22 protein-coding genes, 1 tRNA gene and 1 pseudogene are annotated in these 22853 nt (G+C 49.0%); 16 read left to right on the top strand and 8 right to left on the bottom strand.

What is annotated here, in order from left to right; all coding sequences use genetic code 11:
• From ATB02_RS26465 to blc, 4 genes and pseudogenes are all read left to right on the top strand, one after another.
• A pseudogene (locus ATB02_RS26465) lies at window positions 1–78 on the top strand (fumarate reductase subunit FrdC); the annotation flags it as partial.
• A gap of 10 nt (window positions 79–88) precedes the next feature.
• Entirely contained in the window at window positions 89–448 is a 360-nt protein-coding gene (gene frdD, locus ATB02_RS16955; RefSeq protein ID WP_000609663.1) for a fumarate reductase subunit FrdD, read from the top strand.
• A gap of 62 nt (window positions 449–510) precedes the next feature.
• Window positions 511–1644, top strand: coding sequence for a BlaEC family class C beta-lactamase (locus ATB02_RS16950; protein WP_105271931.1), 1134 nt, complete (start codon window positions 511–513; stop codon window positions 1642–1644).
• Between the two features lie 88 nt (window positions 1645–1732).
• The gene (blc, locus tag ATB02_RS16945; RefSeq protein WP_001238369.1) at window positions 1733–2266 is read left to right on the top strand and encodes a lipocalin Blc; all 534 of its coding nucleotides are present in this window, start codon (window positions 1733–1735) and stop codon (window positions 2264–2266) included.
• Here blc and sugE read toward each other — a convergent pair.
• The 4 genes from sugE to efp form a co-directional block, all read right to left on the bottom strand.
• Window positions 2263–2580 (bottom strand): quaternary ammonium compound efflux SMR transporter SugE, encoded by a 318-nt coding sequence (sugE, locus tag ATB02_RS16940; protein WP_000118482.1) that lies wholly within the window; start codon window positions 2578–2580, stop codon window positions 2263–2265. The two genes, blc and sugE, sit on opposite strands and share 4 nt — an antisense overlap.
• A gap of 174 nt (window positions 2581–2754) precedes the next feature.
• Complete coding sequence (gene ecnB / locus ATB02_RS16935; protein ID WP_000239596.1) at window positions 2755–2901, bottom strand: lipoprotein toxin entericidin B; 147 nt, start codon at window positions 2899–2901, stop codon at window positions 2755–2757.
• A gap of 110 nt (window positions 2902–3011) precedes the next feature.
• Window positions 3012–3137: a lipoprotein antitoxin entericidin A gene (ecnA, locus tag ATB02_RS16930; protein WP_000977757.1), complete on the bottom strand. Its 126-nt coding sequence runs from the start codon at window positions 3135–3137 to the stop codon at window positions 3012–3014.
• 51 nt (window positions 3138–3188) lie between these two features.
• Window positions 3189–3755, bottom strand: coding sequence for an elongation factor P (efp, locus tag ATB02_RS16925; RefSeq protein ID WP_000257278.1), 567 nt, complete (start codon window positions 3753–3755; stop codon window positions 3189–3191).
• Window positions 3756–3796: 41 nt separating this feature from the next.
• On the opposite strand from efp, the gene epmB reads away from it, so the two are divergent.
• Complete coding sequence (epmB, locus tag ATB02_RS16920) at window positions 3797–4825, top strand: EF-P beta-lysylation protein EpmB (protein ID WP_000940518.1); 1029 nt, start codon at window positions 3797–3799, stop codon at window positions 4823–4825.
• A 394-nt stretch (window positions 4826–5219) separates the two neighbouring features.
• Window positions 5220–6089 (top strand): YjeJ family protein, encoded by an 870-nt coding sequence (locus tag ATB02_RS16915; RefSeq protein WP_032185732.1) that lies wholly within the window; start codon window positions 5220–5222, stop codon window positions 6087–6089.
• Window positions 6090–6138: 49 nt separating this feature from the next.
• Here the strand turns inward: ATB02_RS16915 and ATB02_RS16910 are convergent, their stop codons facing one another.
• The 3 genes from ATB02_RS16910 to ATB02_RS16900 all read right to left on the bottom strand — a co-directional run bounded on the left by ATB02_RS16910 (window position 6139) and on the right by ATB02_RS16900 (window position 8613).
• Window positions 6139–6492 (bottom strand): DUF4156 domain-containing protein, encoded by a 354-nt coding sequence (locus ATB02_RS16910; RefSeq protein ID WP_000558209.1) that lies wholly within the window; start codon window positions 6490–6492, stop codon window positions 6139–6141.
• Between the two features lie 137 nt (window positions 6493–6629).
• Window positions 6630–8276, bottom strand: coding sequence for a chaperonin GroEL (gene groL, locus ATB02_RS16905; RefSeq protein WP_105271930.1), 1647 nt, complete (start codon window positions 8274–8276; stop codon window positions 6630–6632).
• 43 nt (window positions 8277–8319) lie between these two features.
• Window positions 8320–8613, bottom strand: a complete 294-nt coding sequence (locus ATB02_RS16900; protein WP_001026276.1) for a co-chaperone GroES — start codon at window positions 8611–8613, stop codon at window positions 8320–8322.
• Between the two features lie 275 nt (window positions 8614–8888).
• On the opposite strand from ATB02_RS16900, the gene yjeH reads away from it, so the two are divergent.
• Window positions 8889–10145, top strand: coding sequence for an L-methionine/branched-chain amino acid transporter (gene yjeH, locus ATB02_RS16895; protein ID WP_105271933.1), 1257 nt, complete (start codon window positions 8889–8891; stop codon window positions 10143–10145).
• A 15-nt stretch (window positions 10146–10160) separates the two neighbouring features.
• On the opposite strand, the gene ATB02_RS16890 is transcribed toward yjeH, so the two are convergent.
• Window positions 10161–10637 carry an FxsA family protein gene (locus ATB02_RS16890; RefSeq protein ID WP_001267448.1) on the bottom strand — a complete coding sequence of 159 codons (477 nt, stop codon included), beginning with the start codon at window positions 10635–10637 and terminating at the stop codon, window positions 10161–10163.
• 336 nt (window positions 10638–10973) lie between these two features.
• On the opposite strand from ATB02_RS16890, the gene aspA reads away from it, so the two are divergent.
• The 9 genes from aspA (at window position 10974) to cadA (ending at window position 22845) form a co-directional block, all read left to right on the top strand.
• Window positions 10974–12410 (top strand): aspartate ammonia-lyase, encoded by a 1437-nt coding sequence (aspA, locus tag ATB02_RS16885; RefSeq protein ID WP_000069437.1) that lies wholly within the window; start codon window positions 10974–10976, stop codon window positions 12408–12410.
• 117 nt (window positions 12411–12527) lie between these two features.
• The gene (dcuA, locus tag ATB02_RS16880) at window positions 12528–13829 is read left to right on the top strand and encodes an anaerobic C4-dicarboxylate transporter DcuA (RefSeq protein WP_000961959.1); all 1302 of its coding nucleotides are present in this window, start codon (window positions 12528–12530) and stop codon (window positions 13827–13829) included.
• A gap of 114 nt (window positions 13830–13943) precedes the next feature.
• Window positions 13944–14282 (top strand): divalent cation tolerance protein CutA, encoded by a 339-nt coding sequence (gene cutA / locus ATB02_RS16875; protein ID WP_032304347.1) that lies wholly within the window; start codon window positions 13944–13946, stop codon window positions 14280–14282.
• Window positions 14258–15955, top strand: a complete 1698-nt coding sequence (gene dsbD, locus ATB02_RS16870; protein WP_032185730.1) for a protein-disulfide reductase DsbD — start codon at window positions 14258–14260, stop codon at window positions 15953–15955. The genes cutA and dsbD overlap by 25 nt, the downstream gene beginning before the upstream one ends.
• Window positions 15956–15991: 36 nt before the next feature.
• Window positions 15992–16567, top strand: a complete 576-nt coding sequence (locus ATB02_RS16865) for a transcriptional regulator (protein WP_001317578.1) — start codon at window positions 15992–15994, stop codon at window positions 16565–16567.
• 106 nt (window positions 16568–16673) lie between these two features.
• Window positions 16674–16749 (top strand) — tRNA-Phe (locus tag ATB02_RS16860).
• Between the two features lie 631 nt (window positions 16750–17380).
• Window positions 17381–18919, top strand: a complete 1539-nt coding sequence (cadC, locus tag ATB02_RS16850; protein ID WP_001187201.1) for a lysine decarboxylation/transport transcriptional activator CadC — start codon at window positions 17381–17383, stop codon at window positions 18917–18919.
• 364 nt (window positions 18920–19283) lie between these two features.
• Window positions 19284–20618 (top strand): cadaverine/lysine antiporter, encoded by a 1335-nt coding sequence (gene cadB, locus ATB02_RS16845; RefSeq protein WP_000092915.1) that lies wholly within the window; start codon window positions 19284–19286, stop codon window positions 20616–20618.
• A gap of 79 nt (window positions 20619–20697) precedes the next feature.
• Entirely contained in the window at window positions 20698–22845 is a 2148-nt protein-coding gene (gene cadA / locus ATB02_RS16840; RefSeq protein WP_032304339.1) for a lysine decarboxylase CadA, read from the top strand.
• Window positions 22846–22853: the final 8 nt, after the last annotated feature.

The raw sequence follows: 22853 nt of genomic DNA, 5'->3' as shown, positions 1-22853 counted from the left end.
GAGCCAATTATCAAAAGTCTCTGGGCGGTAACCGTGGTTGCCACCATCGTAATCCTGTTTGTTGCCCTGTACTGGTAAGGAGCCTGAGATGATTAATCCAAATCCAAAGCGTTCTGACGAACCGGTATTCTGGGGCCTCTTCGGGGCCGGTGGTATGTGGAGCGCAATTATTGCGCCGGTGATGATCCTGCTGGTGGGTATTCTGCTGCCGCTGGGGCTGTTTCCGGGTGATGCGCTGAGCTACGAGCGCGTTCTGGCGTTCGCGCAAAGCTTCATTGGTCGCGTATTCCTGTTCCTGATGATCGTTCTGCCACTGTGGTGTGGTTTACACCGTATGCACCACGCGATGCACGATCTGAAAATCCACGTGCCTGCAGGCAAATGGGTTTTCTACGGTCTGGCTGCTATCCTGACAGTTGTCACGCTGATTGGTGTCGTTACAATCTAACGCATCGCCAATGTAAATCCGGCCCGCCTATGGCGGGCCGTTTTGTATGGAAACCAGACCCTATGTTCAAAACGACACTCTGCGCCTTATTAATTACCGCCTCTTGCTCCACATTTGCTGCCCCTCAACAAATCAACGATATTGTGCATCGCACAATTACCCCGCTTATAGAGCAACAAAAGATCCCCGGTATGGCGGTGGCGGTGATTTATCAGGGCAAACCTTATTACTTTACCTGGGGCTATGCGGACGTAGATAAAAAGCAGCCCGTCACGCAGCAAACGCTGTTTGAGTTAGGCTCGGTCAGCAAAACATTTACGGGCGTGCTTGGTGGCGACGCTATTGCGCGAAGGGAAATCAACCTAAGCGATCCCGCAACAAAATACTGGCCTGAACTTACCGCTAAACAGTGGAATGGGATCACACTATTACATCTTGCGACCTATACCGCTGGCGGCCTGCCGTTACAGGTGCCGGATGATGTTAAATCCTCAAGCGACTTGCTGCGCTTCTATCAAAACTGGCAGCCTGCATGGGCTCCAGGAACACAACGTCTGTATGCCAACGCCAGTATTGGTTTGTTCGGTGCACTGGCTGTGAAACCATCCGATTTGAGCTTTGAACAGGCGATGCAAACTCGTGTTTTCCAGCCACTCAAACTCAACCATACGTGGATTAATGTGCCGCCCGCAGAAGAAAAGCATTACGCCTGGGGATATCGCGAAGGTAAGGCAGTGCATGTTTCGCCAGGGGCATTAGACGCTGAAGCTTATGGTGTGAAGTCGACCATTGAAGATATGGCCCGCTGGGTGCAAAGCAATTTAAAACCCCGTGATATCAATGAGAAAACACTTCAACAAGGGATACAACTGGCACAATCTCGCTACTGGCAAACCGGCGATATGTATCAGGGCCTGGGCTGGGAAATGCTGGACTGGCCGGTAAATCCTGACAGCGTCATTAACGGCAGCGACAGTAAAACTGCGCTGGCGGCACGACCTGTTAAAGCGATTACGCCCCCAACTCCTGCAGTACGCGCATCATGGGTACATAAAACAGGGGCGACCGGCGGATTTGGTAGCTATGTCGCGTTTATTCCAGAAAAAGAGCTGGGCATTGTGATGCTGGCTAACAAAAACTATCCCAATCCAGCGAGAGTTGCCGCCGCCTGGCAGATTCTCAACGCTCTACAGTAAAATTTCATCGGGTCCGAATTTTCGGACCTTTTCTCCGCTTTTCCTTGCTGTCATCTACACTTAGAAAAAAACCAGTAAGGAAACATTTATGCGCCTGCTCCCTCTCGTTGCCGCAGCGACAGCTGCATTTCTGGTCGTTGCCTGCAGCTCTCCTACGCCACCGCGTGGCGTGACCGTAGTGAATAATTTCGACGCCAAACGTTATCTCGGTACCTGGTATGAGATTGCCCGTTTTGATCACCGCTTTGAACGTGGACTGGAAAAAGTCACCGCAACATATAGTCTGCGGGATGATGGCGGCCTGAATGTCATTAATAAAGGCTATAATCCTGACAGAGAAATGTGGCAGCAGAGTGAAGGGAAAGCGTACTTTACCGGCGCACCAACTCGCGCTGCGCTGAAAGTGTCATTCTTTGGCCCTTTCTATGGCGGTTATAACGTCATTGCACTTGATCGGGAATACCGCCATGCGCTGGTTTGCGGCCCGGATCGCGACTACCTGTGGATACTCTCCCGCACGCCAACCATTTCTGACGAAGTGAAACAGGAGATGCTGGCAGTCGCGACCCGGGAAGGGTTTGATGTCAGTAAGTTTATTTGGGTACAGCAGCCCGGTAGTTAGTGAGTGCTAAGTTTCAGGCCAATAATCCCCAATACGATTAACGCCAGGCTCGCCAGGCGCATCGGGTTAGCGGACTCACCGAGCAGCACAATGCCGGTGATGGCCGCGCCGACTGCGCCAATACCCGTCCACACGGCATAAGCCGTCCCCACCGGTAACGATTTCATCGCCCAGGCAAGTAGCGCCATACTGACAATCATCGCCGTCACGGTAATAACACTTGGCGTCAAACGACTAAAGCCGTGGGTATATTTCAGGCCAACGGCCCATACCACTTCCAGCAGGCCAGCAATAACTAAGATAATCCAGGACATATCAGGCTCCGGAGAATTGGGGCCGTCCCCGGTGAAAAGAGGCGTTTGCAGGTCGTCCTGCAAAGCTGATGGTTGAACGGGTATTTTGCCAGGTGGCAGGGGAATTTCAACTATTACCTTAGTGACTATCGCAAAAAAACAAACGGCACGACACAGCTGTCGTACCGTTATTGCTTATTGCTGTGCTTTTGTTGCTGCACCAGAAATCGCGTTACCGCCATCAGAGATATCTTCACCAACGCCACGCGTGGTGTTGCAAGCAGTTAATACTGTTGAAAGCACCAGAACAGAAAAGATCGCTGCAATTGTCTTCTTCACCATAACGTCTTCCTTTTAGGTAATGTTATTTATGTTTGCCTATAGCAAATTAATAATAGACAACATCGCCAAAAATGATGGAAATCTGATGATTTTTCGGAAGAGAAGAAAAATTAGCTGGCAGCGCGGGAGATGGAGTTGCCGAGATGTTTGATATCTTCGCCGAAACCGCGAGCGGTATTACAGCCCGTGAGCAGCGTGCTGGCAAGCAAAACAAGAACGATAAGGCGTTTCATCATCTCTGACCGGAATAAGTGATGGTGCAGCCAACAGGCCGCACCAAAACCGCATTACTTCACGCGAGAGACGTATTCACCAGAGCGGGTATCCACTTTGATGACTTCTCCGATCTGTACGAACAGCGGGACTTTAACCACAGCGCCAGTAGACAGGGTAGCCGGTTTGCCGCCAGTACCTGCGGTATCCCCTTTCAGGCCCGGATCGGTATCCACGATTTCCAGTTCAACGAAGTTCGGCGGAGTAACGGAGATCGGCTGACCATTCCACAGAGTTACGATACACTCTGCCTGATCCAGCAACCATTTGGCGTTGTCGCCAATTGCTTTTGCATCAGCAGACAGCTGCTCGAAAGTTTCGTTGTTCATGAAGTGCCAGAACTCACCGTCGTTGTACAGGTAAGTCAGGTTCATATCGACAACATCAGCGCCTTCAGCGGAATCAGTAGATTTGAAGGTTTTTTCTACGCGAGTACCGGTAAGCAGACGACGCAGTTTAACGCGAGCAAATGCCTGGCCTTTACCCGGTTTTACGAATTCACTCGCTTCAACCGCGTAAGGTTCGCCGTCTAACATGATTTTAAGACCAGCACGAAAATCGTTGCTATAGTACGTTGCCATAAGGCCCTCTGAAATTTGTTAATTGGTAGCTAAGCCACAAAATGGCGCATATTGTAACCCTAAATACCCCATCCAGAGAAGATTGGTTAACGCAACTTGCCGATGTTGTGACCGATCCTGATGAACTTCTGCGTCTTTTGAATATAGACGCGGACGAAAAACTGTTGGCCGGACGCAGCGCCAAAAAGCTGTTTGCCCTGCGTGTACCCCGCTCATTTATCGATCGCATGGAGAAAGGCAATCCGGACGATCCACTTTTGCGTCAGGTACTTACCTCGCAAGATGAGTTTGTCGTCGCGCCCGGATTCTCCACCGACCCGCTGGAAGAACAGCACAGCGTAGTGCCCGGTTTGTTGCATAAATACCACAACCGGGCGCTTTTGCTGGTCAAAGGCGGCTGCGCGGTAAATTGCCGCTATTGCTTCCGTCGCCATTTCCCGTATGCCGAAAATCAGGGCAACAAGCGTAACTGGCAGACTGCACTTGAGTATGTTGCTGCGCATCCGGAACTGGACGAGATGATTTTCTCCGGCGGCGATCCGCTGATGGCGAAAGATCACGAGCTGGACTGGTTGCTTACACAACTGGAAGCCATCCCGCATATCAAACGTCTGCGGATTCACAGCCGTCTGCCGATTGTGATTCCGGCACGCATCACAGATGCGCTGGTTGAACGCTTTTCACATTCTACGCTGCAAATCTTGCTGGTGAATCACATCAACCATGCCAATGAGGTAGATGAAACATTCCGCCAGGCGATGGCTAAGTTGCGCCGAGTAGGCGTTACTTTGCTGAACCAGAGCGTTCTGTTACGTGGTGTGAACGATAACGCACAAACGCTGGCAAACCTGAGTAATGCGTTGTTCGATGCGGGCGTGATGCCGTATTACCTGCATGTGCTCGATAAAGTACAGGGCGCGGCGCATTTTATGGTGAGTGATGACGAAGCACGGCAGATTATGCGTGAGTTGCTGACGCTGGTATCTGGATATATGGTGCCGAAACTGGCGCGCGAGATTGGCGGCGAACCCAGTAAAACGCCACTGGATCTCCAGCTACGCCAGCAGTAACTGATTAAACAGGGAAGTTAAACACTAAAATCGCCTGATGCGCTACGCCTATCAGGCCTACATCGTGCATTGAAATTGCACGAATTTTCAATGAACTGTAGGCCGGATAGGGCGTTTACGCCGCATCCGGCAAGAGCAACGCACACAAGAACAGTGATCTGTCATTAAACAGAAAAGTTTAATCGGTGCCCATTGCTTAACCATTAATTATTCATATCCGTTGCTATTTTTATTCTTTATATAGATCACACCAATAATTAACCTTTCTTTTCTGTTTATATAGAGTGAGCACGGCTATTTATGTTATTTTAACAACTATTACTACCAAGCCCATTTATCTGGCTTATAAATTAAAATTAATTATTTAATTGAGAAATGGTTAGGGAGAACCTACATGGCCATAAGCATCAAGGGAGTTAATACCGGTGTTATTCGCAAGAGTAATAATTTCATTGCACTGGCGCTGAAAATTAAAGAGCCTCGCAATAAAGAATCGTTGTTCTTTATGTCTGTCATGGAACTGCGCGACCTGCTGATTGCGCTGGAAAGCCGTCTGCATCAAAAGCATAAACTGGATGCTGATGCACGTCTTCAGTATGAGCAGACTCGCGATAAAGTTATTAAGAAAATGGCAGAAAATATCCCAGAAATTCTGGTTGATGAGCTTAAAAATGCCGATATTAATCGCCGAGTTAATATGCTGGAACTTACCGATAATCAGGGCGAAAATCTTAGCTTCGTATTAACGTTACATGACGGTAGCAAATGTGAGTTAGTCGTCAATGAGTTGCAGATTGAAATGCTGGCGCGAGCAATCATTCATGCAATTAATAATGCGGAAATGCGCGAACTGGCATTACGTATTACCTCACTCTTAGATTTCCTGCCGTTATACGACGTTGACTGCCAGGACAATGGCAATCTGGAATATGACACCTATTCCCAACCGGAATGGAAACATAACTTGTTCAACCATTATCTGGCAGTGCTTTATCGCTTTAAAGATGAAAATGGCAAAGAGCAATTTAGCGGCGCGGTGGTGAAAACGCGTGAAGCAACGCCGGGTAAAGAAGTGGAGGCGATCACTCGCCGAATGCTTGATTTCAGCCCCAGACTGAAAAAACTCGCGGGTGTGCCATGTCAGGTCTATGTTCGCACCGTAGCGGCAAATAACACCCAACCGCTAACCCAGGATCAATGCTTACGCGCGCTGCATCACTTACGTGTTCAGTCCATCAGCAAAAGTGCACCACAAGCGAAATAATCTCATCTTTGCTAATGCGAGGCTGGAGTCATCCAGCCTCTGAATCACATCAATTCGGGCACTTATATACCTGGCCGATAATCTGGCTATCCGTCGGGACAAAACTGGACAACATCCCCTGCGACGGGCTGCTGATACCATAAATCACGTTACCGCCCATTGCTGCCGCCTGGTTGCGCAGATCGTTTGCTGCGCCGCGCATAGAACCGCCCTCTTCACCGTGTTGCCCGGAAAGCCAGTTGCTTTGCTTACCTGTCGCAGTACCAATCAGCTGGCACTCTGCGCCTGGCTGCTCGTCCACAATGCGTACACTCTGACCGGCAGCACTCAATTCGTTGCTGGAGCTACAACCCGCCATCAGTAGCGCGGCACCGACAATCCCTGCTAAGTATTTTACGTGCATGTTATTCCCCATAATCAATGAGCTGGACGCCACTCGCGTCGTCCGTGTCTGAATCTTATACTAGAAAGATGACTAAAAGAAAAACCCCCAGACATTTCTGCCCGGGGGTTTGTTTATTTCTGCGAGGTGCAGGGCAATTACATCATGCCGCCCATACCACCCATGCCGCCCATACCGCCAGCAGCGCCTAAGTCAGCTGCATCGTTTTTCGGCAGGTCGGTAACCATGCACTCGGTGGTGATCATCAGGCCAGCCACAGAAGCCGCGTACTGCAGAGCAGAGCGGGTTACTTTGGTTGGGTCCAGGATACCCATGTCGATCATGTTGCCGTATTCTTCGGTTGCTGCGTTGTAACCGTAGTTGCCGTCGCCGCCTTTAACGGTGTTAGCAACAACAGACGGTTCTTCGCCGCAGTTCAGGACGATCTGACGCAGCGGAGCTTCCATTGCACGCAGTGCAACTTTGATACCCACGTTCTGGTCTTCGTTCTGACCACGCAGGTCTGCCAGCTTAGACGCTACGCGGATCAGCGCAACACCACCACCAGCAACCACGCCTTCTTCTACCGCAGCACGGGTCGCGTGCAGGGCGTCTTCAACGCGTGCTTTTTTCTCTTTCATTTCAACTTCGGTAGCAGCACCAACTTTGATAACTGCAACGCCGCCTGCCAGTTTCGCTACGCGCTCCTGCAGTTTTTCACGGTCGTAGTCAGAAGTTGCTTCTTCAATCTGCTGACGGATCTGAGCAACACGGCCCTGGATTGCAGCTTCTTCACCCACGCCATCGATGATAGTGGTGGTGTCTTTGTTGATCACAACACGTTTAGCCTGACCCAGGTCTTCCAGGGTTGCTTTTTCCAGCTCCATACCGATCTCTTCAGAGATCACGGTACCGCCAGTCAGGGTTGCGATATCCTGCAGCATAGCTTTACGACGATCGCCGAAGCCCGGAGCTTTAACCGCAGCAACTTTCACGATGCCACGCATGGTGTTAACAACCAGAGTTGCCAGTGCTTCGCCTTCAACATCTTCAGCGATGATCAGCAGCGGTTTACCTGCTTTGGCAACAGCTTCCAGAACCGGCAGCATTTCGCGGATGTTGGAGATTTTCTTGTCAGCCAGCAGGATGAACGGGCTTTCCAGTTCTACTGCGCCAGTTTCCGGCTTGTTGATGAAGTAAGGAGACAGGTAGCCACGGTCGAACTGCATACCTTCAACCACGTCCAGTTCATCCTGCAGACCGGTACCGTCTTCAACGGTGATAACGCCTTCTTTACCGACTTTGTCCATCGCTTCAGCGATCAGTTTACCTACGGTTTCGTCGGAGTTAGCGGAGATGGTACCAACCTGAGCAATCGCTTTAGAGTCAGAGCACGGTACGGACAGGGCTTTCAGTTCTTCAACTGCAGCGGTAACGGCTTTGTCGATACCACGTTTCAGGTCCATCGGGTTCATGCCCGCAGCAACAGCTTTCAGACCTTCAGTGATGATAGCCTGAGCCAGTACGGTTGCGGTGGTGGTACCGTCGCCTGCAGTGTCGTTCGCTTTAGAGGCAACTTCTTTCACCATCTGCGCACCCATGTTTTCGAACTTGTCTTCCAGTTCGATTTCACGAGCAACGGAAACACCATCTTTGGTGATGGTCGGTGCACCGAAAGATTTATCCAGAACTACGTTACGGCCTTTCGGACCGAGGGTAACTTTCACTGCATCTGCCAGTACGTTTACGCCGCGCAGCATTTTCACACGAGCGTCGTTACCGAATTTTACGTCTTTAGCTGCCATTATCTTTATTCCTTAAATTCGTATGTTCAGTGTCGTGCGCGGATTACGCTTCAACAATTGCCAGAATGTCGCTTTCGGACATGATCAACACTTCTTCATTGTCGATCTTCTCAGATTTCACACCGTAGCCATCGTTGAAAATAACGATGTCGCCAACTTTCACGTCCAGCGGCTTCACTTCGCCATTTTCAAGGATACGGCCATTGCCGACAGCCAGCACTTCGCCACGGGTAGATTTAGCCGCTGCAGAGCCGGTCAGAACGATGCCGCCAGCAGATTTAGTTTCAACTTCTTTACGCTTGACGATCACGCGATCATGCAATGGACGAATATTCATTGATAACTCTCCTTTGAGAAAGTCCGTATCTGTTATGGGTGACGCCGGACCTTACGTGGTTTCCCGGCTGGTGACCAGAGAAATGGGGGTGAGGCTTCGCCCCTTCAAGGGGGAAAATGAAAAAAAATTCTGATCAGCACAAAATCGGGTGAAAACACTGATTCACCTCACATTTCATCGCAATTTATTCATCGCCGTCATAAGCGAATCTGATTGTGCTACCATCGAAAATCTACGCAGTTGCCCAAGATTTGGGCGCAATCGGACATCAACCCATGAGTGGACTCAAACAAGAACTGGGGCTGGCCCAGGGCATCGGCCTGCTATCGACGTCATTATTAGGCACTGGCGTGTTTGCCGTTCCTGCGTTAGCTGCACTGGTAGCAGGCAATACCAGCCTGTGGGCGTGGCCCGTTTTGATTATCTTAGTGTTCCCGATTGCGATTGTGTTTGCGATTCTGGGGCGCCACTATCCCAGTGCAGGCGGCGTCGCACACTTCGTCGGTATGGCGTTTGGTTCGCGGCTTGAGCGAGTCACCGGCTGGCTGTTTTTATCGGTCATTCCCGTAGGTTTGCCTGCCGCGCTACAAATTGCTGCCGGATTCGGCCAGGCAATGTTTGGCTGGCATAGCTGGCAACTGCTGTTGGCAGAACTCGGTACGCTGGCGCTGGTGTGGTATATCGGTACGCGCGGTGCCAGTTCCAGTGCTAATCTACAAACAGTCATTGCCGGGCTTATCGTCACGCTAATTGTCGCCATCTGGTGGGCGGGCGATATCAAACCTGCGAATATCCCCTTCCCTGCACCAGGTAATATCGAACTTACTGGGTTATTTGCTGCGTTATCAGTGATGTTCTGGTGCTTTGTCGGTCTGGAAGCATTTGCCCACCTTGCCTCGGAATTTAAAAATCCAGAGCGTGATTTTCCTCGCGCGTTGATGATTGGTCTGCTGCTGGCAGGATTAGTCTACTGGGGCTGTACGGTAGTCGTCTTACACTTTGACGCCTACGGTGAAAAAATGGCGGCGGCAGCATCGCTTCCAAAAATTGTGGTGCAGCTGTTCGGTGTAGGGGCATTATGGATTGCCTGCGTGATTGGCTATCTGGCCTGCTTTGCCAGTCTCAACATTTATATACAGAGTTTCGCCCGCCTGGTCTGGTCACAAGCGCAACATAATCCTGACCACTACCTGGCACGCCTCTCTTCTCGTCATATCCCGAATAATGCCCTCAATGCGGTGCTCGGCTGCTGCGTGGTGAGCACGTTGGTGATTCATGCTTTAGAGATCAATCTGGACGCACTTATTATTTATGCCAATGGCATCTTTATTATGATTTATCTGTTATGCATGCTGGCTGGCTGTAAATTATTGCAAGGACGTTATCGACTACTGGCGGTGGTTGGCGGGCTGTTATGCGTTCTGTTACTGGCAATGGTCGGCTGGAAAAGTCTCTATGCGCTGATCATGCTGGCGGGGTTATGGCTGTTTCTGCCAAAACGAAAAACGCCGGAAAATGGCATAACCACATAATCCGGCGTTTCGGCATTAATCCTGGCGATCGTCTTTATGATCAAGGCGGTCGCGCTCATCATCCTTTCGCTGGTACTCACCATCAAAAGTATTACCGCCACCTGTCCCGGCGCTAAAACCGCCGCCTGGCATGCGAGAAAAGCGCAAATGCGGCATCAACTTCACTGTCAGATGCTTTTGCACCGGCGGTAATAAAAGCAGAAGACCGAGGAAGTCGGTGAAAAAGCCCGGTAATAAAAGCAGCAAACCGGCAATGATCAGCGAAACACTTTTAATCATCTCCGCCGCTGGGTTTTCACCTGCCGCCATTTTTTGCTGCATCAGCACGAAATTCTTAAAGCCCTGGTTACGTACCAGTGACATACCGATAACTGACGTGAATATAACAAGCACGAGGGTCAGCAATACCCCCAATACATGGGCAACCTGAATAAAGATTGAAATCTCAATATAGACATAAAGGAAAATGGCAATAAAAGGTAACCAGCGCAAAGGTTTCTCCTGTAATAGCAGCCGGTTAAACCCGGCTACCTGAATGGGTTGCGAATCGCGTTCAGCTTATATTGTGGTCATTAGCAAAATTTCAAGATGTTTGCGCAACTATTTTTGGTAGTAATCCCAAAGCGGTGATCTATTTCACAAATTAATAATTAAGGGGTAAAAACCGACACTTAAAGTGATCCAGATTACGGTAGAAATCCTCAAGCAGCATATGATCTCGGGTATTCGGTCGATGCAGGGGATAATCGTCGGTCGAAAAACATTCGAAACCACATATATTCTGTGTGTTTAAAGCAAATCATTGGCAGCTTGAAAAAGAAGGTTCACATGTCAAACAACATTCGTATCGAAGAAGATCTGTTGGGTACCAGGGAAGTTCCAGCTGATGCCTACTATGGTGTTCACACTCTGAGAGCGATTGAAAACTTCTATATCAGCAACAACAAAATCAGTGATATTCCTGAATTTGTTCGCGGTATGGTAATGGTTAAAAAAGCCGCAGCTATGGCAAACAAAGAGCTGCAAACCATTCCTAAAAGTGTAGCGAATGCCATCATTGCCGCATGTGATGAAGTCCTGAACAACGGAAAATGCATGGATCAGTTCCCGGTAGACGTCTACCAGGGCGGCGCAGGTACTTCCGTAAACATGAACACCAACGAAGTGCTGGCCAATATCGGTCTGGAACTGATGGGTCACCAGAAAGGTGAATATCAGTACCTGAACCCGAACGACCATGTTAACAAATGTCAGTCCACTAACGACGCCTACCCGACCGGTTTCCGTATCGCAGTTTACTCTTCCCTGATTAAGCTGGTAGATGCGATTAACCAACTGCGTGAAGGCTTTGAACGTAAAGCTGTCGAATTCCAGGACATCCTGAAAATGGGTCGTACCCAGCTGCAGGACGCAGTACCGATGACCCTCGGTCAGGAATTCCGCGCTTTCAGCATCCTGCTGAAAGAAGAAGTGAAAAACATCCAACGTACCGCTGAACTGCTGCTGGAAGTTAACCTTGGCGCAACAGCAATCGGTACTGGTCTGAACACGCCGAAAGAGTACTCTCCGCTGGCAGTGAAAAAACTGGCTGAAGTCACTGGCTTCCCATGCGTACCGGCTGAAGACCTGATCGAAGCGACCTCTGACTGCGGCGCTTATGTTATGGTTCACGGCGCGCTGAAACGCCTGGCTGTGAAGATGTCCAAAATCTGTAACGACCTGCGCTTGCTCTCTTCTGGTCCACGTGCCGGCCTGAACGAGATCAACCTGCCGGAACTGCAGGCGGGCTCTTCCATCATGCCAGCTAAAGTAAACCCGGTTGTTCCGGAAGTGGTTAACCAGGTATGCTTCAAAGTCATCGGTAACGACACCACTGTTACCATGGCAGCAGAAGCAGGTCAGCTGCAGTTGAACGTTATGGAGCCGGTCATTGGCCAGGCCATGTTCGAATCCGTTCACATTCTGACCAACGCTTGCTACAACCTGCTGGAAAAATGCATTAACGGCATCACTGCTAACAAAGAAGTGTGCGAAGGTTACGTTTACAACTCTATCGGTATCGTTACTTACCTGAACCCGTTCATCGGTCACCACAACGGTGACATCGTGGGTAAAATCTGTGCCGAAACCGGTAAGAGTGTACGTGAAGTCGTTCTGGAACGCGGTCTGTTGACTGAAGCGGAACTTGACGATATTTTCTCCGTACAGAATCTGATGCACCCGGCTTACAAAGCAAAACGCTATACTGATGAAAGCGAACAGTAATCGTACAGGGTAGTACAAATAAAGAAGGCACGTCAGATGACGTGCCTTTTTTCTTGTGAGCAGTAACTTAAAAATAACAATCTAATATCAACTTGTTAAAAAACAAGGAAGGCTAATATGCTAGTTGTAGAACTCATCATAGTTTTGCTGGCGATCTTCTTGGGCGCCAGATTGGGGGGAATAGGTATTGGTTTTGCAGGCGGATTGGGGGTGCTGGTTCTTGCCGCTATTGGCGTTAAACCCGGTAACATCCCGTTCGATGTCATTTCCATTATCATGGCGGTTATCGCCGCTATTTCTGCCATGCAGGTTGCTGGCGGTCTGGACTATCTGGTTCATCAGACAGAAAAGCTGCTGCGCCGTAACCCGAAATACATCACGATCCTCGCACCGATCGTGACCTATTTCCTGACTATCTTTGCTGGTACTGGCAACATCTCTCTGGCGACACTGCCAGTTATCGCTGAAGTTGCGAAGGAACAAGGCGTTAAACCTTGCCGTCCGCTGTCTACTGCAGTGGTATCCGCGCAGATTGCGATCACCGCATCGCCAATCTCAGCAGCAGTGGTTTACATGTCTTCCGTGATGGAAGGTCATGGCATCAGCTACCTCCATCTGCTCTCCGTGGTCATCCCGTCCACCCTGCTGGCGGTTCTGGTGATGTCCTTCCTGGTCACTATGCTGTTCAACTCCAAACTCTCTGACGATCCGATTTATCGCAAGCGTCTGGAAGAGGGCCTGGTTGAACTGCGCGGTGAAAAGCAGATTGAAATCAAATCCGGTGCAAAAACGTCCGTCTGGCTGTTCCTGCTGGGCGTAGTTGGCGTGGTTATCTATGCAATCATCAACAGCCCAAGCATGGGTCTGGTTGAAAAACCGCTGATGAACACCACCAACGCAATCCTGATCATCATGCTCAGCGTTGCAACTCTGACCACCGTTATCTGTAAAGTCGATACCGACAACATCCTCAACTCCAGCACCTTCAAAGCAGGTATGAGCGCCTGTATTTGTATCCTGGGTGTTGCGTGGCTGGGCGATACTTTCGTTTCCAACAACATCGACTGGATCAAAGATACCGCTGGTGAAGTGATTCAGGGTCATCCGTGGCTGCTGGCCGTCATCTTCTTCTTTGCTTCTGCTCTGCTGTACTCTCAGGCTGCAACCGCAAAAGCACTGATGCCGATGGCTCTGGCACTGAACGTTTCTCCGCTGACCGCTGTTGCTTCTTTCGCTGCGGTGTCTGGTCTGTTCATTCTGCCGACCTACCCGACGCTGGTTGCTGCGGTACAGATGGATGACACGGGTACTACCCGTATCGGTAAATTCGTCTTCAACCATCCGTTCTTCATCCCGGGTACTCTGGGTGTTGCCCTGGCCGTTTGCTTCGGCTTCGTGCTGGGTAGCTTCATGCTGTAATGACCAATCGCGGGGCTTCAGGCCCCGCTTTCTTTCCCGCCGACTAACATCCTTCCCCCGTCCGTTGTATAGTGACCTCTCTCTTGCGGTTCCATCTGTTCTTGCGAGGTGTTTATGCTTGATGAAAAAAGTTCGAATACCGTGTCTGTCGTGGTGCTATGTACCGCACCGGATGAAGCGACAGCCCAGGATTTAGCCGCCAAAGTGCTGGCGGAAAAACTGGCAGCCTGCGCGACCTTGATCCCCGGCGCGACCTCTCTCTATTACTGGGAAGGTAAGCTGGAGCAAGAATACGAAGTACAGATGATTTTAAAAACTACCGTATCTCACCAGCAGGCACTGCTGGAATGCCTGAAGTCTCATCATCCATATCAAACCCCGGAACTTCTGGTTTTACCTGTTACACACGGAGACACAGATTACCTCTCATGGCTCAACGCATCTTTACGCTGATCCTGCTACTTTGCAGCACTTCCGTTTTTGCCGGATTATTCGACGCGCCGGGACGTTCGCAATTTGTCCCCGCGGATCAAGCCTTTGCTTTTGATTTTCAGCAAAACCAACATGACCTGAATCTGACCTGGCAGATCAAAGACGGTTACTACCTCTACCGTAAACAGGTCCGCATTACGCCGGAACACGCGAAAATTGCCGACGTGCAGCTGCCGCAAGGCGTCTGGCATGAAGATGAGTTTTACGGCAAAAGCGAGATTTACCGCGATCGGCTGACGCTTCCCGTAACCATCAACCAGGCGAGTGCGGGAGCGACGTTAACTGTCACCTACCAGGGCTGTGCTGATGCTGGTTTCTGTTATCCGCCAGAAACCAAAACCGTTCCGTTAAGCGAAGTGGTCGCCAACAACGCAGCGTCACAGCTTGTGTCTGTTCCGCAGCAAGAGCAGCCCACCGCGCAATTGCCTTTTTCCGCGCTCTGGGCGTTGTTGATCGGTATTGGTATCGCCTTTACGCCATGCGTGCTGCCAATGTACCCACTGATTTCTGGCATCGTGCTGGGCGGTAAACAGCGGCTCTCCACTGCCAGAGCATTGTTGCTGACCTTTATTTATGTGCAGGGGATGGCGCTGACTTACACGGCACTGGGTCTGGTGGTTGCCGCCGCAGGGTTACAGTTCCAGGCGGCGCTACAGCACCCATACGTGCTCATTGGCCTCGCTATCGTCTTTACCTTGCTGGCGATGTCAATGTTTGGCTTGTTTACCCTGCAACTCCCCTCTTCGCTGCAAACGCGCCTCACGCTGATGAGCAATCGCCAACAGGGCGGCTCACCTGGCGGTGTGTTTGTTATGGGGGCGATTGCCGGACTGATCTGTTCACCATGCACCACCGCACCGCTTAGCGCGATTCTGCTGTATATCGCCCAAAGCGGGAACATGTGGCTGGGCGGCGGCACGCTTTATCTCTATGCGTTGGGCATGGGCCTGCCGCTGATGCTAATTACCGTCTTTGGTAACCGCTTGCTGCCGAAAAGCGGCCCGTGGATGGAACAAGTCAAAACCGCGTTTGGTTTTGTGATCCTCGCACTGCCGGTCTTCCTGCTGGAGCGAGTGATTGGTGATATATGGGGATTACGCTTGTGGTCGGCGCTTGGTGTCGCATTCTTTGGCTGGGCCTTTATCACCAGCCTACAGGCCAAACGCGGCTGGATGAGCGTAGTGCAAATAATTCTGCTGGCAGCAGCATTGGTTAGCGTGCGCCCACTTCAGGATTGGGCATTTGGTGCGACGCATACCGCGCAAACTCAGACGCATCTCAACTTTACGCAAATCAAAACGGTAGATGAGTTAAATCAGGCGCTCGTTGAAGCCAAAGGCAAACCAGTGATGTTAGATCTCTATGCCGACTGGTGCGTCGCCTGTAAAGAGTTTGAGAAATACACCTTCAGCGACCCGCAGGTGCAAAAAGCGTTAGCAGACACGGTATTACTTCAGGCCAACGTCACTGCCAACGACGCCCAAGATGTGGCGCTGTTAAAGCATCTTAATGTCCTTGGCCTACCGACAATTCTCTTTTTTGACGGACAAGGCCAGGAGCATCCACAAGCACGCGTCACGGGCTTTATGGATGCTGAAACCTTCAGCGCACATTTGCGCGATCGCCAACCGTGAACGACACTTGCAGTGGGAAAGACGGAGGAAAATAGCGTGCAACGTGAAGATGTACTGGGAGAAGCCCTGAAATTATTAGAATTACAAGGGATTGCCAACACCACGCTGGAGATGGTTGCTGAACGTGTGGATTATCCACTGGACGAGCTACGCCGCTTCTGGCCAGACAAAGAGGCAATCCTCTATGATGCGCTGCGCTATCTTAGCCAACAGATAGATGTCTGGCGTCGTCAGCTGATGCTGGACGAAACGCAAACCGCCGAACAAAAGCTGCTGGCGCGTTATCAGGCGCTATCGGAGTGCGTTAAAAACAACCGCTATCCGGGCTGTCTGTTTATCGCTGCCTGTACGTTTTATCCCGATCCTGGCCACCCTATTCATCAACTGGCCGATCAGCAAAAAAGCGCGGCCTACGATTTCACCCACGAACTGTTAACCACGCTGGAAGTTGACGATCCGGCGATGGTAGCAAAGCAGATGGAACTGGTGCTGGAAGGCTGTTTAAGCCGAATGCTGGTGAATCGTAGCCACGCGGATGTCGACACCGCACATCGGCTGGCAGAAGATATCCTGCGCTTCGCTCGCTGCCGCCAGGGTGGCGCACTGACCTGACAGAAACACAGAAAAGAAGCGATTTGCCGCAATCTTAAGCAGTTGAATCGCTTTTACTGAAATTAGGTTGACGAGATGTGCAGATTACGGTTTAATGCGCCCCGTTGCCCGGATAGCTCAGTCGGTAGAGCAGGGGATTGAAAATCCCCGTGTCCTTGGTTCGATTCCGAGTCCGGGCACCAAATTCATATAAACGGACCTCCACGGAGGTCCGTTTTTCGTTTCAGGACGCCATGTGATTTAAGCGTTCTGCCTTCAAATCATTTCTAACAATCTCAACCAAATTTTCCCACATCGCCAGCATGTTGCGGGTATACCCCAGCTCTGGGAAATTTATCCCTAAGCTATGAATGACTCTCACGAAATGTCGTGCGGCTGCGTGATGCAGTTGAAAATCAAATGATGTCATCAAGAGCTTAACGGTATCGTTGCCGATGACATATATAAAGCACAACCTCGGGCAGAACGCCGACTGATGAGATTTTCTGAATGAGAACAAAGAGAAATGTATCAGTCCGCTTGCTCATGCAAAGACTAACAATCCATTAAAATAGTAAGCGCTCCGGGCAATTTTCCATGGATTATTTTCTGCACATTTTTCTTTGGCAAAGATGATGAATAATGATGGTAAGGTAAATTACTTCTGGTGCTCATTAAACTCCTTTCGTAATACTATGTAATCAAGAAGTTTATGGCGGGTAAAAATAACGTCTTACATTCACCAATAATATGTAAATAAACCCATCTATAGATGGTAAAAATAGGTCATGGCAATTATCATTGAACCATTCCCTTTTCGAATGAGTTTCTATTATGCAACAACCTGTAGTTCGCGTTGGCGAATGGCTTGTTACTCCGTCCATAAACCAAATTAGCCGCAATGGGCGTCAACTTACCCTTGAGCCGAGATTAATCGATCTTCTGGTTTTCTTTGCTCAACACAGTGGCGAAGTACTTAGCAGGGATGAACTTATCGATAATGTCTGGAAGAGAAGTATTGTCACCAATCACGTTGTGACGCAGAGTATCTCAGAACTACGTAAGTCATTAAAAGATAATGATGAAGATAGTCCTGTCTATATCGCTACTGTACCAAAGCGCGGCTATAAATTAATGGTGCCGGTTATCTGGTACAGCGAAGAAGAGGGAGAGGAAATAATGCTATCTTCGCCTCCCCCTATACCAGAGGCGGTTCCTGACACAGATTCTCCCTCCCAAAGTCTTAACATTCAAAACACCGCAACACCACCTGAACAATCCCCAGTTAAAAGCAAACGATTCACTACCTTTTGGGTATGGTTTTTTTTCCTGTTGTCGTTAGGTATCTGTGTAGCACTGGTAGCGTTTTCAAGTCTTGATACACGTCTTCCTATGAGCAAATCGCGTATTTTGCTCAATCCACGCGATATTGACATTAATATGGTAAATAAAAGTTGTAACAGCTGGAGTTCCCCGTATCAGCTCTCTTACGCGATAGGCGTGGGTGATTTGGTGGCGACATCACTTAACACCTTCTCCACCTTTATGGTGCATGACAAAATCAACTACAACATTGATGAACCGAGCAGTTCCGGTAAAACATTATCTATTGCGTTTGTTAATCAGCGCCAATACCGTGCTCAACAATGCTTTATGTCGGTAAAATTGGTAGACAATGCAGATGGTTCAACCATGCTGGATAAACGTTATGTCATCACTAACGGTAATCAGCTGGCGATTCAAAATGATTTACTGGAGAGTTTATCAAAAGCGTTAAACCAACCGTGGCCACAACGAATGCAGGAGATGCTCCAGCAAATTTTGCCGCATCGTGGTGCGTTATTAACTAATTTTTATCAGGCTCATGATTATTTACTGCATGGCGATGATAAATCATTGAACCGTGCCAGTGAATTACTAGGTGAGATTGTTCAATCATCCCCCGAATTTACCTACGCGAGAGCAGAAAAAGCATTAGTTGATATCGTGCGCCATTCTCAACATCCTTTAGATGAAAAACAATTAGCAGCACTGAATACAGAAATAGATAACATTGTTACACTGCCGGAATTGAACAACCTGTCCATTATATATCAAATAAAAGCGGTCAGTGCTCTGGTAAAAGGTAAAACAGATGAGTCTTACCAGGCGATAAATACTGGCATTGATCTTGAAATGTCCTGGCTAAATTATGTGTTGCTTGGCAAGGTTTATGAAATGAAGGGGATGAACCGGGAAGCAGCTGATGCATATCTCACCGCCTTTAATTTACGCCCAGGGGCAAACACCCTTTACTGGATTGAAAATGGTATATTCCAGACTTCTGTTCCTTATGTTGTACCTTATCTCGACAAATTTCTCGCTTCAGAATAAGTGACTTCCGAGTTGATTTATGCTCGGCAATATTTGTTGTTGAGTTTTTGTATGTTCCTGTTGGTATAATATGTTGCGGCAATTTATTTGCCGCATATTTTTTATAACAGAAATTTAACCGAAAAACATCTCTTAATTCATTGTAAATATTGAATGTTTATCTTTTCATGATATCAACTTGCGATCCTGATGTGTTAATAAAAAACCTCAAGTTCTCACTTACAGAAACTTTTGTGTTATTTCACCTAATCTTTAGGATTAATCTTTTTTTTTGAGTAATCTTGTCGCCAGTTTGGTCTGGTCAGTAAATAGTTACGCATCATGACCCGGACTCCAAATTCAAAAATGAAATTAGGAGAAGAGCATGAGTTCTGCCAAGAAGATCGGGCTATTTGCCTGTACCGGTGTTGTTGCCGGTAATATGATGGGGAGCGGCATTGCATTATTGCCTGCGAACCTTGCAAGTATCGGTGGTATTGCTATCTGGGGTTGGATTATCTCTATTATTGGTGCAATGTCGTTGGCTTATGTATATGCCCGACTGGCAACAAAAAACCCGCAACAAGGTGGCCCAATTGCTTATGCCGGAGAAATTTCTCCTGCATTTGGTTTTCAGACAGGTGTTCTTTATTACCATGCTAACTGGATTGGTAACCTGGCGATTGGTATTACCGCTGTATCTTATCTTTCCACCTTCTTCCCTGTATTAAATGATCCTGTTCCGGCGGGTATCGCTTGTATTGCTATCGTCTGGGTATTTACCTTTGTAAATATGCTCGGCGGTACCTGGGTAAGCCGTTTAACCACTATTGGTCTGGTGCTGGTTCTTATTCCTGTAGTTATGACTGCTATTGTTGGCTGGCATTGGTTTGATGCTGCAACTTATGCTGCTAACTGGAATACCGCAGGTACTACTGATGGTCATGCGATCATTAAAAGTATTCTGCTCTGCCTGTGGGCCTTCGTGGGTGTTGAATCCGCAGCGGTAAGTACTGGTATGGTTAAAAACCCGAAACGTACCGTTCCGCTGGCAACCATGCTGGGTACTGGTTTAGCAGGTATTGTTTACATCGCTGCGACTCAGGTGCTTTCCGGTATGTATCCGTCTTCTGTAATGGCAGGCTCCGGTGCTCCGTTTGCAATCAGTGCTTCTACTATCCTGGGTAACTGGGCTGCGCCGATGGTTTCTGCATTCACCGCTTTTGCGTGCCTGACTTCTCTGGGTTCCTGGATGATGCTGGTAGGTCAGGCAGGTGTGCGTGCCGCTAACGACGGTAACTTCCCGAAAGTTTATGGTGAAGTCGACAGCAACGGTATTCCGAAAAAAGGTCTGCTGCTGGCTGCAGTGAAAATGACTGCCCTGATGATCCTCATCACTCTGATGAACTCTGCCGGTGGTAAAGCATCTGACCTGTTCGGTGAACTGACCGGTATCGCAGTACTGCTGACTATGCTGCCGTACTTCTACTCTTGCGTTGACCTGATTCGTTTTGAAGGCGTTAACATCCGCAACTTTGTCAGCCTGATCTGCTCTGTACTGGGTTGCGTGTTCTGCTTCATCGCGCTGATGGGCGCAAGCTCCTTCGAGCTGGCAGGTACCTTCATCGTCAGCCTGATTATCCTGATGTTCTACGCTCGCAAAATGCACGAGCGCCAGAGCCACTCAATGGATAACCACACAGCGTCTAACGCACATTAATTAAAAGTATTTTCCGAGGCTCCTCCTTTCATTTTGTCCCATGTGTTGGGAGGGGCCTTTTTTACCTGGAGATATGACTATGAACGTTATTGCAATATTGAATCACATGGGGGTTTATTTTAAAGAAGAACCCATCCGTGAACTTCATCGCGCGCTTGAACGTCTGAACTTCCAGATTGTTTACCCGAATGACCGTGACGACTTATTAAAACTGATCGAAAACAATGCGCGTCTGTGCGGTGTTATTTTTGACTGGGATAAATATAATCTCGAGCTGTGCGAAGAAATTAGCAAAATGAACGAGAACCTGCCGTTGTACGCGTTCGCTAATACGTATTCCACTCTCGATGTCAGCCTGAATGACCTGCGTTTACAGATTAGCTTCTTTGAATATGCGCTGGGTGCTGCTGATGATATTGCTAACAAGATCAAGCAGACCACTGACGAATATATCAACACTATTCTGCCTCCGCTGACCAAAGCACTGTTTAAATATGTTCGTGAAGGTAAATATACTTTCTGTACTCCTGGTCACATGGGCGGTACTGCATTCCAGAAAAGCCCGGTAGGTAGCCTGTTCTATGATTTCTTTGGTCCGAACACCATGAAATCTGATATTTCCATTTCAGTATCTGAACTGGGTTCTCTGCTGGATCACAGTGGTCCACACAAAGAAGCAGAACAGTATATCGCTCGCGTATTTAACGCAGACCGCAGTTACATGGTGACCAACGGTACTTCCACTGCGAACAAAATTGTTGGTATGTACTCTGCTCCGGCAGGCAGCACCATTCTGATTGACCGTAACTGCCACAAATCGCTGACCCACCTGATGATGATGAGCGATGTTACGCCAATCTATTTCCGCCCGACCCGTAACGCTTACGGTATTCTTGGTGGTATCCCACAGAGTGAATTCCAGCACGCTACCATTGCTAAGCGCGTGAAAGAAACACCAAACGCAACCTGGCCGGTACATGCTGTAATTACCAACTCTACCTATGATGGTCTGCTGTACAACACCGACTTCATCAAGAAAACACTGGATGTGAAATCCATCCACTTTGACTCCGCGTGGGTGCCTTACACCAACTTCTCACCGATTTACGAAGGTAAATGCGGTATGAGCGGTGGCCGTGTAGAAGGGAAAGTGATTTACGAAACCCAGTCTACTCACAAACTGCTGGCGGCGTTCTCTCAGGCTTCCATGATCCACGTTAAAGGTGATGTAAACGAAGAAACCTTTAACGAAGCCTACATGATGCACACCACCACTTCTCCGCACTACGGTATCGTGGCGTCCACTGAAACCGCTGCGGCGATGATGAAAGGTAATGCTGGTAAGCGTCTGATCAACGGTTCCATTGAACGTGCGATCAAGTTCCGTAAAGAGATCAAACGCCTGAGAACGGAATCTGATGGCTGGTTCTTTGATGTATGGCAGCCGGATCATATCGATACCACTGAATGCTGGCCGCTGCGTTCTGACAGCTCCTGGCACGGCTTCAAGAACATCGACAATGAACACATGTATCTTGACCCGATTAAAGTCACCCTGCTGACCCCGGGGATGGAAAAAGACGGCACCATGAGCGACTTTGGTATTCCGGCCAGCATCGTGGCGAAATACCTCGACGAACATGGCATCGTTGTTGAGAAAACCGGCCCGTATAACCTGCTGTTCCTGTTCAGCATCGGTATTGATAAGACCAAAGCATTGAGCCTGCTGCGTGCTCTGACTGACTTCAAACGTGCGTTCGACCTGAACCTGCGTGTGAAAAACATGCTGCCGTCTCTGTATCGTGAAGATCCTGAATTCTATGAAAACATGCGTATTCAGGAACTGGCTCAGAATATCCACAAACTGATTGTTCACCACAATCTGCCGGATCTGATGTATCGCGCATTTGAAGTGCTGCCGACTATGGTAATGACTCCATATGCGGCGTTCCAGAAAGAGCTGCACGGTATGACCGAAGAAGTTTACCTCGACGAAATGGTAGGTCGTATTAACGCCAATATGATCCTTCCGTATCCGCCGGGAGTTCCTCTGGTAATGCCGGGTGAAATGATCACCGAAGAAAGCCGTCCGGTTCTGGAGTTCCTGCAGATGCTGTGTGAAATCGGCGCTCACTATCCGGGCTTTGAAACCGATATTCACGGTGCATACCGTCAGGCTGATGGTCGCTATACCGTTAAGGTATTGAAAGACGAAAGCAAAAAATAATTAGCTCG

The sequence above is a fragment of the Escherichia sp. MOD1-EC5189 genome (genome assembly GCF_002966045.1).
Taxonomy (GTDB): domain Bacteria; phylum Pseudomonadota; class Gammaproteobacteria; order Enterobacterales; family Enterobacteriaceae; genus Escherichia; species Escherichia coli_F.
This window is presented reverse-complemented; position numbering and strand designations above follow the sequence as displayed.